The organism is Bacillus sp. K7 (genome assembly GCF_053903245.1).
Window position 1 is genome coordinate 1,129,847 of sequence record NZ_CP096406.1, and the last position, 14,444, is coordinate 1,144,290.

11 protein-coding genes and 2 pseudogenes are annotated in these 14,444 nt (G+C 46.3%); 8 read left to right on the forward strand and 5 right to left on the reverse strand.

Translation table 11 applies throughout. The annotated features are described in order from the left end of the window. Nucleotides 1-59 precede the first annotated feature (59 nt). The 3 genes from M1D98_RS05655 to M1D98_RS05665 all read left to right on the forward strand — a co-directional run bounded on the left by M1D98_RS05655 (nucleotide 60) and on the right by M1D98_RS05665 (nucleotide 4,291). Nucleotides 60-965, forward strand: a complete 906-nt coding sequence (locus M1D98_RS05655) for a fumarylacetoacetate hydrolase family protein (RefSeq protein ID WP_121642279.1) — start codon at nucleotides 60-62, stop codon at nucleotides 963-965. A gap of 114 nt (nucleotides 966-1,079) precedes the next feature. Next, a complete protein-coding gene (locus M1D98_RS05660; RefSeq protein ID WP_010329313.1) occupies nucleotides 1,080-1,436 on the forward strand; it encodes a YisL family protein in 357 nt (118 codons plus the stop codon). A 173-nt stretch (nucleotides 1,437-1,609) separates the two neighbouring features. After that, on the forward strand, nucleotides 1,610-4,291 hold the full coding sequence (locus tag M1D98_RS05665) for a S8 family serine peptidase (RefSeq protein WP_435576794.1): 2,682 nt from the start codon (nucleotides 1,610-1,612) through the stop codon (nucleotides 4,289-4,291). Between the two features lie 30 nt (nucleotides 4,292-4,321). On the opposite strand, the gene M1D98_RS05670 is transcribed toward M1D98_RS05665, so the two are convergent. Further along, nucleotides 4,322-4,879, reverse strand: a complete 558-nt coding sequence (locus M1D98_RS05670) for a DUF2777 domain-containing protein (RefSeq protein WP_121642282.1) — start codon at nucleotides 4,877-4,879, stop codon at nucleotides 4,322-4,324. Nucleotides 4,880-5,048: 169 nt separating this feature from the next. Here M1D98_RS05670 and asnB point away from each other — a divergent pair, with 169 nt between their 5' ends. Next, a complete protein-coding gene (gene asnB / locus M1D98_RS05675) occupies nucleotides 5,049-6,893 on the forward strand; it encodes an asparagine synthase (glutamine-hydrolyzing) (RefSeq protein ID WP_456280081.1) in 1,845 nt (614 codons plus the stop codon). 132 nt (nucleotides 6,894-7,025) lie between these two features. On the opposite strand, the gene M1D98_RS05680 is transcribed toward asnB, so the two are convergent. Then, nucleotides 7,026-7,493, reverse strand: a complete 468-nt coding sequence (locus M1D98_RS05680) for a DinB family protein (RefSeq protein WP_456280082.1) — start codon at nucleotides 7,491-7,493, stop codon at nucleotides 7,026-7,028. A gap of 207 nt (nucleotides 7,494-7,700) precedes the next feature. Here M1D98_RS05680 and M1D98_RS05685 point away from each other — a divergent pair. Further along, nucleotides 7,701-8,530: pseudogene (locus tag M1D98_RS05685) on the forward strand (phytoene/squalene synthase family protein). 30 nt (nucleotides 8,531-8,560) lie between these two features. On the opposite strand, the gene M1D98_RS05690 reads toward M1D98_RS05685, so the two are convergent. Next, a complete protein-coding gene (locus M1D98_RS05690) occupies nucleotides 8,561-9,928 on the reverse strand; it encodes an MATE family efflux transporter (RefSeq protein ID WP_039073495.1) in 1,368 nt (455 codons plus the stop codon). A gap of 123 nt (nucleotides 9,929-10,051) precedes the next feature. On the opposite strand from M1D98_RS05690, the gene M1D98_RS05695 reads away from it, so the two are divergent. From M1D98_RS05695 to M1D98_RS05705, 3 genes are all read left to right on the forward strand, one after another. Further along, nucleotides 10,052-10,915 carry an AraC family transcriptional regulator gene (locus M1D98_RS05695; protein ID WP_010329320.1) on the forward strand — a complete coding sequence of 288 codons (864 nt, stop codon included), beginning with the start codon at nucleotides 10,052-10,054 and terminating at the stop codon, nucleotides 10,913-10,915. A gap of 17 nt (nucleotides 10,916-10,932) precedes the next feature. After that, nucleotides 10,933-11,955 (forward strand): LacI family DNA-binding transcriptional regulator, encoded by a 1,023-nt coding sequence (locus tag M1D98_RS05700; RefSeq protein ID WP_456280083.1) that lies wholly within the window; start codon nucleotides 10,933-10,935, stop codon nucleotides 11,953-11,955. Nucleotides 11,956-12,153: 198 nt separating this feature from the next. Beyond that, nucleotides 12,154-13,182, forward strand: a complete 1,029-nt coding sequence (locus M1D98_RS05705; RefSeq protein ID WP_121642287.1) for a Gfo/Idh/MocA family oxidoreductase — start codon at nucleotides 12,154-12,156, stop codon at nucleotides 13,180-13,182. Nucleotides 13,183-13,233: 51 nt separating this feature from the next. On the opposite strand, the gene M1D98_RS05710 is transcribed toward M1D98_RS05705, so the two are convergent. Further along, nucleotides 13,234-13,743: a DinB family protein gene (locus tag M1D98_RS05710; RefSeq protein ID WP_456280084.1), complete on the reverse strand. Its 510-nt coding sequence runs from the start codon at nucleotides 13,741-13,743 to the stop codon at nucleotides 13,234-13,236. 49 nt (nucleotides 13,744-13,792) lie between these two features. After that, a pseudogene (locus M1D98_RS05715) lies at nucleotides 13,793-14,442 on the reverse strand (LysE/ArgO family amino acid transporter). Nucleotides 14,443-14,444: the final 2 nt, after the last annotated feature.

The window sequence follows — 14,444 nt, forward strand, 5'->3', positions numbered from 1 at the left end:
GCATTCGACAGAGAATACATGAAGGAGCATTCTGATTTAAAAGACGATGGAGGAATAACATGAAATTTGCGACAGGGGAACTTTACAACCGAATGTTTGTCGGCCTGATCATTGATGATGAGAAAATCATGGATTTGCAAAAGGCTGAAAAAAAACTGTTTGAATTAGAGACGATTCCGGGCTCGCTGATTGAATGTATCGCAGAAGGGGATAAATTCGTTTCACATGCAAGGCAGCTGGCCGAGTGGGCAAAAAAACCGAATGATGAGCTGGGATCATTTATCTATTCTTTATCTGAGGTGAAGCTCCATGCACCAATTCCTAAGCCATCAAAAAATATCATCTGCATCGGCAAAAACTACAGGGATCACGCGATTGAAATGGGAAGCGAGGCTGACATTCCGGAACATCCGATGGTGTTTACAAAATCGCCGGTAACGGTTACAGGGCATGGTGATACCGTAAACAGCCATGAAGAGGTCACCTCTCAGCTCGATTATGAAGGAGAACTTGCTGTTGTCATCGGAAAAAGCGGCACCCGCATTTCAAAAGAAAATGCCTATGACCATATTTTCGGATATACGATTGTGAATGATATCACGGCGCGTGATCTGCAAAAAAGGCATAAGCAGTTTTTTATCGGCAAAAGCCTGGATACCACATGTCCGATGGGACCTGTCCTTGTCCATCAATCATCGATTCAGGAGCCTGAGCGTCTCAAGGTTGAAACAAGAGTCAACGGCGAGCTGCGCCAATCCGGTTCTACGAGCGATATGATCTTTTCCATTCCGGAATTAATTGAAACCCTCTCCAAGGGGATGACGCTTGAAGCGGGAGATATCATTGCCACTGGTACGCCGTCTGGCGTCGGAAAGGGATTTACGCCGCCAAAATTCTTGCGGCCAGGTGACAAAATCGACATTACGATTGATCCGATCGGAACGCTGTCAAATCATATCGGCTGAATCAACAGAAGGGCGGACGCGGACCCGCCCGTTTTTTCTGAGATTCATCTTTGTGGCAGAGGATAAGTTCATGGTACGATAGGTGGGGTAAATTATCTGATAGGGGGAACCTGTATGACACACTTACATATTACAACATGGGTGGTAGCGCTGATTCTGCTTTTCGTCAGCTACTCACTGTATTCGTCAAGAAGTGCGAAGGGCGCCAAAATCACCCATATGATTCTGCGGCTATTCTATATCCTAATTATTTGGACAGGAGCTTGGCTGTTTATACAATTCGCCAACTGGAACGGAGAATACGCTGGGAAAATGATTCTTGGCATTATTACCATCGGCCTGATGGAAATGCTCCTCATCCGCAAGAAAAAAGGCAAATCAACCGGAGGCCTCTGGATCGGTTTCGTCATTGTCCTTGTGCTGACAGTGCTGCTCGGCCTGCATTTGCCAATCGGCTTTCACTTATTTTAATAGAAACAGTGCGAACGTGAACCCGGCTCTATGAATGGAGCTGGGTTTTTGTTACTATTTTCCTAATATCCCAAAAACATTTAAAATAACCTTAAAATTACCTGTGGGCGGTATCTCGTTCTATGAAATTGTGATACCTTCAAGAAGATTCATCATTTTACAGGAGGGATATCATGAAACGCAGAAAATGGAGCTCGTTTGTAGCCGCAGTGCTCATTTTTGCACTGATCTTCAGTCTTTTTTCTCCGGGAACCAAAGCGGCAGCCGGTGCGATCGATCAGGCGGCTGCTCTGGAAAACGGCAAAGAACAAACAGGCACTATGAAGGAACCGGAACAGGTGAAATGGTACAAAGTGACCCCGGGAAAAACGGATATTCAGAAAAACTCACATATGGCACTGTCCGTAAAGAGTGATTCAGTATTGAATGTATCTGTATATCCTAGCAAGGAGAAAGCGCTTAAAGATGAAACGTTTGAGATGTACCGTTCTTACTCGGAAGATGATGGAAAAAACGACATTGTTTTTCCATACGCGTGGAGCGGCCCTTACTATGTAAAAGTTGAATACCTTGGAGAAGAAGAGCCAGAGGACGGCGGGACGGTAGAAGCCCCTGCGGAAGCCAAGTATACGATTGGGTATAAAGGCACCAATAAGCAGCCGTCAGATGTAGAACAGGAAGAAGCATGTCCGGTGGAAATGAGTGTCGATCAGAAAAAATCGGGCAAAAGCATCTTGGACAAGCTGAGAGCGATTCGTGATGAGCAGCTGAGCCAAACAGCAGAAGGCAAAGAGCTGACTAGCCTTTACTACAAAGCGGCGCCGTTTATCGTGGCGAAGCTCGCACTCAATAAAACAGCGAGAAATGAAATCTATCAGGATCTTATGACATTAAAGCCATTGTTTGATGATGTGTCTGAAAACGGAGCGTCTTCTTCATATCAGATAACTGAAAAGGATCAAAAAGCGATCAATCGGCTATACGAGAAAGCTTTACAATCAGTCCCGTCTTTTCTTAAAGAAAAGATGAAGAAGCAGGCGGAACGATTCAATATGAAGCAGCTGCAAGGCAAAACAGCTGGAAACATTCTAATAGAAAACAAAATGGCGGCAAAAAGTGAAGTTGAAACAACAAAGGTCATTTTCAAGGTGAAGAACAATAAAAGCCTCTCATCCGTACATAATGAAATGAAGGGGTTTTCTGCGAGCGCGCAATCGAAAAAAGACATTTCCAATGTGAAAAAGGCGAAGAAACTGTTTGACAATCTGTATTCATTTGAGCTTCCGAAAGACGAGAAACGATACGGCACATATACGGCAAGCGCAAAACGGGTCAAAAGCGCTGCTGCGACATTATCCAAAATGTCTAACGTAGAGTTTGCGGAGCCTGTGCAGGAATACAAAAGCCTGGCAAATGATATTCAATATCCTTATCAATGGCCGCTCAAAAACAATGGTGAAAACGGCGGTGTCAAAAACGCGGATGTGAAATACGAGCCTGCCAGCACCCTGCTGTCCAAACGCAAGCTGAACGATACCTTGATTGCGGTGGTAGACACAGGTGTGGACAGCTCGCTTGCCGATTTAAAAGGAAAAGTAAGAACCGATCTGGGACGCAATTTTGTCGGACGGAATAACGACGCAATGGATGATCAAGGGCATGGGACACACGTCGCAGGAATTATCGCCGCCCAAAGCGATAATGGCTTTTCGATGACTGGATTGAACGCCAAAGCGAAAATCATCCCCGTAAAAGTGCTTGATTCCACAGGTTACGGAGATACTGAACAAATTGCCCTCGGCATCAAATATGCTGCTGACAAAGGAGCCAAGGTGATTAATTTAAGTTTAGGCGGAGGCTATAGCCGTGTGCTTGAATTTGCTTTGAAATACGCGGCTGACAAAAATGTCTTGATTGCCGCAGCCAGCGGGAATGACGGAGCCAATTCCTTATCTTATCCCGCTTCTTCTAAATATGTGATGTCAGTCGGAGCGACGAACCGCATGGATATGACCGCGGATTTTTCTAACTATGGAAAGGGTCTTGATATCTCCGCACCAGGGTCTGATATCCCGAGCTTAGTGCCGAACGGAAATGTCACGTACATGAGCGGGACATCCATGGCGACGCCATATGCTGCTGCAGCTGCGGGCTTGTTGTTTGCTCAAAATCCAAAGCTGAAAAGAACAGAAGCAGAGGATATTTTGAAAAAGACGGCGGACGATATTTCCTTTGAAAGCGTTGATGGCGAGGAAGAAGAAATGTATGACGATAATGGCGATCCGATTGACATTCCGAAGACGCCTGGAGTAGACTGGCACTCAGGTTACGGGCGGCTGAATGTCATGAAGGCTGTCAGCGCGGTTGATATACAGCTCAAGGTCAACAAGCTTGAAAACACACAAACAGCTGTCAGAGGAAGCGCGAAGGAAGGCACGCTTATCGAGGTTATGAACGGCAAGAAAAAACTCGGCAGCGCCAAAGCCGGAAAAGACGGTGCGTTCAAGGTCAATATTCCGACTCAAAAACAAGATCAAGTGCTGTATGTGAAAGCGGCAAAAGGCGATGCAAAAACCTCGTATAAAGTTGTCGTTGTCAAAGGGAAACCTTCCGGCACACCGAAAGTAAACGCGATGAAAGCGAAGGATACGGCTGTGAAAGGAAAGGCGAACAGCAAAGCGATGATCAGAGTGAAAAACAAATCAAAGAAAGTCATTGCTTCTGCCACAGCTGACGCGAAAGGAATATTTTCAGTGAAAATCAAAAAACAAAAAGCCGGAACGGTGCTGTACGTCACGGCTGCTGACCCAGACAAAAAAGAAAGCAAGGATGTAAAAGTTGTTGTTGAAAAGTAATCTAAAAGCGGTGCTCTCTGCACCGCTTTTTTATTTGCGCCCCCGCTGGACGGCAGAATACATAATGGAACGCTTTCCATTTGAAGCCGTCCATTCGAACCGGTCCCCTGTCCCGTCATGGCTGTAGTGATGCTGCATCGCGCATTGGGCGGTGTCGTTTGAAAAATGATAAAAAGAAACACCCTGCTCCTCCGAAGTATTCGAAAAGACGCCTTTATTATAAGAGAACACACAATCGAATACCGATAAGCCAAAACTGTGCAAGTGCTGTAAAAATGCGAGAAAGGTTTCGTCATCAAGCGAATCCAAAAGCGCGATGAGCGGCCGCTTGACTGATTTTTCATAACGAATGCGCTCTCCGCCAGAAAGGGAGATGTTTTCTTCACCGCATGCCAGAACCAATTGATTCTGAAAGCTGGCCTGCTCCCACTTTCCTTTATGATGAATCCAGATGGGGCTGTGATGGAGACTGTCCGCGAGAAGGATCTCGCCTTCTCCGTTTTCGATTAAACAGATGCCGTCTTCAATAAAAATGGTGCCGTATTCCCATTTTCGTTCTTCTTTATATAATAATTGTTTCCGTTTCATCAATGTTGTCTCCTTTTTCTTCTTTCCTCTCTTTTCTTTCCAATTCAAGTCTGTCCCATACAACTCTTTTATGGACAAATCAACTATCTGCCTATAGATGCATAAACTTACTAAGGTGCTGAAAGAAACGAATTTGTTATGAAAGAAACGGGATTGGAGCTGATATCACATGTGTGGAATTACGGGTTGGGTCGATTTTAAAAAGCAGCTCGTCCAGGAAAAACAAACGATGAATAGAATGACAGACACTCTTTCCAAACGGGGGCCTGATGATTCTAACGTTTGGGGAGAGCACCATGTTTTATTCGGACATAAAAGGCTGGCGGTCGTGGATATTGAAGGCGGGCGCCAGCCGATGGCATGCGCCTTTCAAGGGAATACGTACACCATTATTTACAATGGCGAGCTGTATAACACGGAGGATCTGCGCAAAGAATTGCGGGCGCGGGGCCATCAGTTCGAGCGGACATCAGATACCGAGGTGCTGTTGCACAGCTACATTGAATGGCAGGAAGACTGTGTAGACCATCTCAATGGCATATTCGCTTTTGCTGTGTGGGATGAAAAGCGCGATCAAATGTTTGCCGCGAGAGACCGTCTCGGCGTGAAGCCGTTTTTTTATACGGAGCAAGGATCTTCTTTTCTCTTTGGGTCAGAGATCAAAGCGATCCTCGCGCACCCTGAGATCAAAGCGCGAGTGGACAGAACAGGGCTTTCTGAAATTTTCGGGCTCGGACCGTCCAGAACACCGGGCACTGGTGTATTTAAAGGCATAAAAGAAGTCCGTCCGGCTCACGCGCTGACGTTTTCCAAAGACGGACTGAATATTTGGCGTTATTGGAATGTTGAAAGCCAACACCATACGGATCGTTTTGATGACACGGTTGCCAATGTCAGATCGTTGTTTCAGGACGCGGTGACGCGGCAGCTTGTATCGGATGTGCCGGTTTGTACGTTCCTATCAGGCGGACTGGACTCAAGCGCCATTACGGCGGTTGCGGCAGGCCATTTTGAAAAGGAAGGAAATGCGCCGCTTCATACTTATTCGATTGATTACGAAGAGAACGATAAATTTTTTCAAGCAAGCGCTTTTCAGCCGAATGATGATGGGCCTTGGATCGAAAAAATGACAGAGGCCTTTGGCACAACGCACCACAAATGCGTTATCAGCCAAAAGAATCTCGTCGATCATTTGGAGGAAGCCGTGCTGGTCAAAGACTTGCCGGGAATGGCTGATGTCGACTCATCCCTATTGTGGTTTTGCCGGGAAATCAAAAAGGACTTTGTCGTCAGCCTGTCGGGAGAGTGCGCGGATGAGATTTTCGGAGGTTATCCGTGGTTCCATACGGCAGACGTGGAGTCGGGCTTTCCATGGATGAGATCGACAGAGGAACGGAATAAGCTGCTTTCTGAATCATGGCAGAAAAAATTGAATCTCAAAGAATACGTAAATGCCAAATACGAAGAAACCTTGGCGGAAACACCACTATTAGACGGAGAAACGGGTGTGGACAAAGCAAGAAGACAGCTTTTCTATTTAAATATGCTTTGGTTTATGACGAACCTTTTGGATCGGAAGGACCGAATGAGCATGGGAGCGAGCCTTGAAGTGCGGGTGCCGTTCGCTGATCACCGGCTCGTAGAATATGTGTGGAATATCCCATGGGAAATGAAAATGCATGACAACCGGGAAAAAGGCATTTTGCGCAAAGCGCTCGAGGGCATTTTGCCAGATGACATTCTGTATCGCAAAAAAAGCCCGTATCCGAAAACACACCACCCGGAATATACAAAAGGCGTCAGTGAATGGCTGAAAACGATCAGAAACCAAAAAGACTCCGTGCTCCATACGCTGCTGAACAGAAAACAATTGGATCAGCTTTTAGAAACGGAAGGCTCCTCTTTCAAGGTTCCGTGGTTCGGGCAGCTTATGAAGGGGCCTCAGCTGATCGCCCATCTAGCTCAAATCCATACATGGTTTGAAGCGTATCGCATTGATATTGATGAGGGATAAAGATATTTAACAAGGTTCCCAATGGAATGTCAGACTTATAAACTAAAAAAAGGATAGGTGGGCAGAAAATAGGCTCTACTTATCCTTTTTTATATTGAAGCATGGCTTGTTGCACGAAAGCCCTCCGTTACTTCAATAGTTCAATTTTCTCCCGATGAAATGAGCTGATATGGGGCTTAATTTTAATTCCCGGGCCCATACAGAAAGTTGGCCGATATGGTGAATTTCGTGAGCTATGATATGGTGCAATATATCATCTCTCGTATATAATTCCTCTTTATCCCAAGGAACGCTTACAAGTTCATGTTTTATTTCATCTGCTTTTGTATCTAAAAAGTCAATAATGTCAGTCCGGAAACGATTTGAAAGGGATTTAACCTGATCTAGTGTATGATAATCAGCGAACTGAACAACGATATCTTCTTTCCCTTGGATAGCACGAATCCAACTATATTCCACGTCAATAATATGAAAAAGGGTATATAAAATACTTCCTACTCCACCAAGACGATTTTTCAGCAACTCTTCAGTGGTTAGTTGATGACACCAAGTAAACCATTGATCCCTTACCTGCCAGTTATACTCAAAAAATTTTATCATTCACATCACTCCACTAATAGAATACATCAAATAACAATTATCCTTTTCCCCTTACATTCCTCTTTTTATTGAAGTAACCTGCCTGTGACATGAAAGACAAGTGTAGCTGTCATCATAAAAACATACTCACTTACCTTTTACAAAGAGTTTGAATCGGCTTTTTCTTCATATACAATTGGGAAAAAACATAATAGACTGGAAGAAGCAGTGATACATAGGAGTGAAAAGAAATGAAAGAGATAAAAGAAGCCTATCAGCAGTGCGGGCAGATCGTCAGCGATTGCGCGCCAGCCTGTTTCAAAGCATTCTCATTTCTCCCGCTGAAGCAAAGACAAGCTGCTTGGGCGGTACTGTCGTTTTGCCATACGGCGGCCAATGCGGATGAGAACGCGTTATCTGCCATTGAAGCTGAGGCGGAACAGGTTTTTTCCGGGACATATAACGGGAAACATTTTTTGTGGAAGGCTTTTAGCCATGCGTACCAGACCTTTACATTGGACAGCGAGCCATTTCGTGAGTTCTTTGCCGCACAGAAAGCGGAAGATAAACCGTTCGAAAGCCTTGATGAACTGCTCATGCACGCATATCAGACGGGCGGTGCGGCTGGATTGATGCTGCTGCCGATACTGACACGCCGAAACCAAGATCAGCTCAAACAAGCAGCCGTCTCTCTCGGCTTGGCTATACAGCTGATTCGAACCTTACGTGATCTCGGCACGAGCCAACAGCAAAAAAACCGCATCCCCCGGCAGGTGATGCAGCAATTCGGCTATACAGAGGATGATCTACAGAAGGGAACCGTCAATAAGCCGTTCACAATGACATGGGAGTATATCGCTTTTGAAGCGGAAGCCTACCTTGAGGAGTGTCAGGATGCCTTGCCGCTATGTCCGCAGTATTCTCAAAAAACGGTGAAAGCCGCTCTTCATTTGCACCGTGTTGTTTTAGAAAAAATCCGGTCGGCGCAGCACGATGTCTTTCGCCAGCAATACGAGGTCACGGAGAACGAAGCGAAGGGGATTCTGTCTGACATATAAAAAAACACCCGGCCTTGTTTGTGCCGGGTGTTATGCCATACCTTTTTGAATCCAGATGCGTGAGCGCCATCTTCTATACATTAAGATTCCCCGGACCCATTCGTCCGCGATAAAGGAAATCCAAATGCCGGCAAGACCGAAACCGAGGTGGATGCCGAATAGATAAGCAAGAGGGAGCCCGATGCCCCACATCGAAATCATTGCCATGTAGACAGGGAATTTCGCATCGCCAGCCGCCCGCAAGGAGTTGATTATGACGACGTTAAATGAACGGCCCGGTTCAAGAATAATCGTCATCGCAATCAAAAGGCTCGCAGTCGCGATAATATCAGGGCTTTGTGTAAAGATGCCGATCAGGTTTTTTGAAAAGATCGTCATTAAAACTGATGTTGCCGCGGCAATTCCGAGCGCCCAATATAAGCTCTTCATGCAGCGCTCATAAGCGGCGTCAAACTGTTTGCCGCCGATATAGCGGCCGATTAAAATTTGCGTGCCCTGGCTGATTGCGGTGCCGAACAGCAAAATAAACATCGTAATATTTTGCGTGTACACTTTTGTTGTTAAAGCCTGCGCGCCCATGATGGCGATAAAATAAGTGACAATCATTTGCGACAGGTTGTATGAAAGCTGTTCTCCCGCAGAAGGGATGCCGATTTTCAGCAGCTTGCGCAAATGCTCTTTATGCATATGAAAGACTTTTTTCAATGACATCTTAAGCTGAATGCGTTTGTTGACAATGACAATCATCGCGATTAATCCGATGACGCGGGCGATAGATGTGGATATGGCCACACCGGTAACGCCGAGAACAGGAAAGCCAAACAGGCCGAAAATCACAATAAAGTTTCCGGCAATATTGAAAAGGTTCATGCCGATTGTGACAAACATCGTATCTTTTGTATAACCATAGCTTTTTAAGATCGCGCTGAATGTCATGATTAAAGCTTGAATAAAGGACAGACCTCCGACAACTTGCAAGAAGACTTTCGCATCAGGCATCAGTTCGTTTGATAATCCCATCATATGAAGGAGAGGGACCGCCGCGAAAAAGACGAGGGCGCTGATGGCAAGGCTGATGAAGAAGTTGGCGCCGATTGACACATAAGCGACTTCCATGGCTTCTTTCTTTTGCCGTGACCCTAAAAATTGTGAAATGATCACAGTCGTTCCTGTTGCGATAAAGCTGAACATCACGATAATTAAATTCAAAATCTGGTTGCTGACGCCGACTGCTGCTACGCTGTTGTCTGAGTATTGGCTGAGCATCAGTGTATCGGCATTACCCATAAACATATATAATGAGACCTCAATAAAGATCGGCCAAGTAAGCGTAAATAAGGAAAACGATTTGTCAGCGGGTTTTTTCAAAGCAGTTGATTTGAAGACAGCTTGTTTCATTGTGTCTAACCCCTTTCGTAAATAAAATCAACGTTTTAAAGTGTACCTCCATTTCCTTATAATAAAAAGGGAGAGAAACGATACTTCTTGCAAAAATCCGACTTAAAAAGGAGGATGATCAAAATGCCCCGCATCCAGTTTACAGTTCCCCCATTCCCGGTATTTATCGCAGCCGGAGAAGGGGTTTTTAAAAGGGGAGAAACCCATGTAAAACGCGTATTCTCTGTGTTTGACCTGATATACGTCAAGCAGGGAACGTTATATATAACGGAAAATGAACAATCGTTCTCTGTAGAGGGAGGCGAGTACATCTTGCTTTCTCCCGGTCTTGAACACTATGGAACGAAGGGCAGTGATGAAGCGACCTCCTATTATTGGCTTCACTTTGATGAAAACCGATATGAATTGACGGCAAAGGGAGGCAGCAATTGGTCTGAGCTGCAACAGGAGAAAGGGAGCTTCGTGGAGCCGGCCCGCTACGGACTGGCTTTGCCGAGAAAAGGCAAGGTGCAGCGCCCGCAGTTTATGGCGCAGCAGTTTGAAAGGCTGATCGATTACTCCGCGGAAAACTCCGATTTGCCGCTTAGAAAACAAATCTTATTTGAGGAGCTGATGCTGCATCTTCAAAAAGAGGCGTTTCAAATTCCGTCTGCGAAAGAGCGGGTTGCCTGGGAGGCGGCCCGGTACTTACAGGAGCATTATAAGGAAAAAACGACAATCAAAGATCTATCACTCGCCCTTCACTATCATCAGGATTATGTGAGCCGCTGCATGCAACAGGTGCTCGGCGTTACCCCGGCACAATACACGAACCGGGTGAGAATGACGGAAGCGAAGCGTCTTCTATCCTCTACAAACGATAAAATGGGCGTCATTGCGGAAACGGTCGGAATGGAAGACCCGACATACTTTTCCAAACTCTTTAAGCAGATAGAAGGCATTTCACCAATTGAATACCGGAAAATTGTCAGCCGGAAAGTTCAATAAACAGACGAGGGATGAATATGAAAACGACCATTTACGATGTGGCAAGGGCGGCGGGGGTCTCGATTACGACGGTGTCGCGTGTCATTAACAATACCGGCAGAATCAGCGGCAAAACGCGGCAGAAGGTGATGAATGTCATGAAGGAAATGGCGTATACGCCCAATGTCCATGCCGCGGCGTTGACGGGAAAACGAACGAATATGATTGCGCTTGTGACGCCAGATATTTCAAATCCGTTTTACGGCGAACTGGCCAAAAGCATTGAGGAAAAGGTGGATGAGCTCGGTTTTCAAATGATGATTTGCAGCACTGATTACGATCCGAAAAAAGAAACAAAGTATTTTTCAGTGCTGAAGCAAAAAAAAGTGGACGGCATTATTTTTGCGACTGGGATTGAGAATCATGACAGCATGTCTGCTTTGGAGGAAATCGCCAGCGAACAAATTCCGCTTGCGATGATTTCGCAGGATAAGCCGCTGCTTCCGATGGATATCGTTGTCATGGATGACGTTCGCGGCGGTTATGAGGCAGCCAAGCACCTGCTGTCACTCGGGCATACGAACATCGCCTGCATTGTTGGGGACGGATCAACAACGGGAGAAAAAAACAGGATCAAAGGCTTCCGCCAGGCGATGGAGGAGGCGAACGTGCCTGTCGATGAATCGCTTATCGTTCCGACGCGGTTTTCTTTGGAAAGCGGCAAAGAAGAAGCGGGAAAATTGCTGGACAGGAACGCCCCGACGGCTATTTTTGCCTTCAACGACGTACTGGCCTGCGCCGCCATACAAGCTGCGAGGATAAGAGGCATAAAAGTGCCGGATGACCTTTCCATCATCGGTTTTGATAACACAATACTTGCAGAAATGGCGGCCCCGCCCCTGACGACCGTGGCCCAGCCGATTAAAGATATGGGGCAGTGCGTCATCGAGCTGCTGGCCGAAGCCATCGAAGGAAAACGAAAGATGAAACAAAAAATCGTGCTGCCGCCTGAGCTTGTGGTCAGGCATTCCACATCAACGCTCAAAACACGAGCCCGCTAATGAGCGGGTTTTTTCATGTTGACAGTTGAAGCCAAAAAACATATTGCGTGCAGGCATAAGACATTGTAAAATGAAACCACCTTTTGAGAAAGCGCTTGCGCAAGGTGTGAAAGCGGTTTGGAGCGCTGTTTTTTTAGCTATTGGAAGAAAGCGCTTTCCTAAAGCGGTTCAAAAATGCGGTAAAGGAGAGGATGGGACGTGGAACATCAAGTAAGATGCGCGGTATTAGGATTAGGACGGCTCGGCTATGATCATGCGAAAAATCTCGTCACCCGTGTTTCGGGAGCAAAGCTGGTCAGTGTCGCTGATCCGATGAAAGGGAGAGCGGAGCAGGTTGCCAAAGAATTCGGTATCGATAAATGGTCTGAAGACCCGAATGAGCTGTTAGAAGATCCCGGCATTGACGCTGTCATTATCGTAACGCCGACAAGCACACATGGCGATATGATCATCAAAGCAGCGGAGAACGGAAAGCACATCTTCGTTGAAAAACCGTTAACATTAAGCCTTGAGGAATCAAAAGCGGTTTCTGAAAAAGTGAAAGAGACCGGCGTCATTTGCCAAGTCGGCTTTATGAGGCGATTCGATCCCGCGTACGCAGATGCCAAACGGCGGATCGACGCTGGAGAAATCGGCAAACCCATCTATTATAAAGGCTTTACGCGTGACCAGGGAGCGCCTCCGGCAGCGTTTATCAAACACAGCGGCGGGATCTTTATAGACTGCTCCATCCATGACTATGATATCGCCCGTTATTTGTTGAAAGCGGAAATCACTTCTGTTTCCGGACACGGCAGGATCCTGAACAACCCGTTTATGGAGCAGTATGGTGATGTCGATCAGGCGCTGACGTATATCGAATTTGACTCCGGCGCAGCGGGGGACGTCGAGGCAAGCAGAACCTCTCCATACGGACATGACATCCGGGCGGAAGTTATCGGGACAGAGGGCAGTATTTTCATAGGAACATTGAGAAATCAACATGTGACCATCCTGACGTCTAAAGGGAGCAGCTATGATATTATCCCAGACTTTCAAACTCGTTTTCATGAAGCCTACTGCTTAGAACTGCAGCATTTTGCTGAGTGTGTGCGGGATGGAAAAACACCGATTGTGACAGATGTCGATGCAACGATCAATTTAGAAGTCGGCATTGCCGCGACCCATTCGTATCGATCCGGCAGGCCTGTACAGCTGGATGTGAATCGTGCTCATATTCGTTTATAGGCGTCAGCACTCCCGCACGTACCTCTTTGCGATCAAAAAAGCAAGGACAGTTTAGCCCTTGCTTTCTTTCTTTTCATATAAATAGTACACATAATCAGTAGGTACGCCTGAATGGCCAAGCTGTCTCAGCATAGCGGTCACGTTCCCTCTATGATACGTGCCGTGATTGACGACATGCAGGATGACCCCTGTATAAGTTGTTGCCAGTGTCCCGTGTGTCGGATGCTGAAATAAGACCTGCTGTTCAAAGTCCGTCTGGCGGCTGAAGAAATTGTGATACTGTGCCTCCAGTTCAGAAACATGCTCTTTTATCACTGCCAAATTACGATGCGCGGCCTCGAATTTTCCGACGCTGTCTAAGACCTCTTGGTAGGTTGCTCCTGAAAGAGTCTTCAGCCAAATGTAGTCAGCCCTGCACATATGAAGCAGCACATCGCTGATAGAAGGGAATACGCTTTGTACTTCTTGATAAGCTGTTTCCTCTGGCAGGTTTTCGATATGATTGAATATTCGCTTGTTTGCCCACGCGTGGTAGTCATAAAACTGTTTAGCATCAGTCATCAGCATTGCCTCCTTTTCTATGACATTCGCTGTCTCTTTTGTTTTCCCTTTAATTTCTGAATAATGATACCCCGAAATATCCTGCTGCTATCCACATTACAACTGCCGAGCATTTGTTTACGATCAGCATAAGCCTGCCGCTTGTATCCATTGTCTGAAACAGCCGTCCCGCTATCGCAAGACTGATAAACCAAATCCAAGACACAGCGATGCATGCGGTCATAAAGAGCCATTTCTCATTCCCAGAGTATTGGAGCGAGCTCGTGCCAATGACGCCGATCGTGTCCAGAATAGCGTGCGGATTTAAAAGAGAAACGGCGGCCGCAAACGCAGCTTGTTTTTTAGCTGTGAACGTATTTTCCTCATTTTGGTTTGCTTCCGGACGGCTGTTCCAAGTCACCCAGCCCATATAGAGGAGAAACAAAAATCCGCCGGCCATCATCACTGTTTCAAACACAGGCAGCTGCTGGACGATGACAGATACGCCAGCAACAGCTAAAACAATTAACAGAGTATCGCAGACAGAAGCGCTGATGATGGCAGGAAGTGCCCGCCAAATATGCCTTTGCCACGCCCCTTGCTGAAAAATAAATACATTCTGCGCTCCCAGCGGCAAAATGAGGCCAAAGGCAAGCACAACTCCGTGAATGATTGCATTCATGCGGAAAAAACTCCTTTCACATCTGTTTTTTCAATCATAA

What these genes read in the sequence shown, in the direction of transcription:
- M1D98_RS05655 (WP_121642279.1), top strand. Translation starts at nt 60, where the DNA reads ATGAAATTTGCGACAGGGGAACTTTACAACCGAATGTTTGTCGGCCTG.
- M1D98_RS05660 (WP_010329313.1), top strand. Translation starts at nt 1,080, where the DNA reads ATGACACACTTACATATTACAACATGGGTGGTAGCGCTGATTCTGCTT.
- M1D98_RS05665 (WP_435576794.1), top strand. Translation starts at nt 1,610, where the DNA reads ATGAAACGCAGAAAATGGAGCTCGTTTGTAGCCGCAGTGCTCATTTTT.
- M1D98_RS05670 (WP_121642282.1), bottom strand. Translation starts at nt 4,879, where the DNA reads ATGAAACGGAAACAATTATTATATAAAGAAGAACGAAAATGGGAATAC.
- asnB (WP_456280081.1), top strand. Translation starts at nt 5,049, where the DNA reads ATGTGTGGAATTACGGGTTGGGTCGATTTTAAAAAGCAGCTCGTCCAG.
- M1D98_RS05680 (WP_456280082.1), bottom strand. Translation starts at nt 7,493, where the DNA reads ATGATAAAATTTTTTGAGTATAACTGGCAGGTAAGGGATCAATGGTTT.
- M1D98_RS05690 (WP_039073495.1), bottom strand. Translation starts at nt 9,928, where the DNA reads ATGAAACAAGCTGTCTTCAAATCAACTGCTTTGAAAAAACCCGCTGAC.
- M1D98_RS05695 (WP_010329320.1), top strand. Translation starts at nt 10,052, where the DNA reads ATGCCCCGCATCCAGTTTACAGTTCCCCCATTCCCGGTATTTATCGCA.
- M1D98_RS05700 (WP_456280083.1), top strand. Translation starts at nt 10,933, where the DNA reads ATGAAAACGACCATTTACGATGTGGCAAGGGCGGCGGGGGTCTCGATT.
- M1D98_RS05710 (WP_456280084.1), bottom strand. Translation starts at nt 13,743, where the DNA reads ATGACTGATGCTAAACAGTTTTATGACTACCACGCGTGGGCAAACAAG.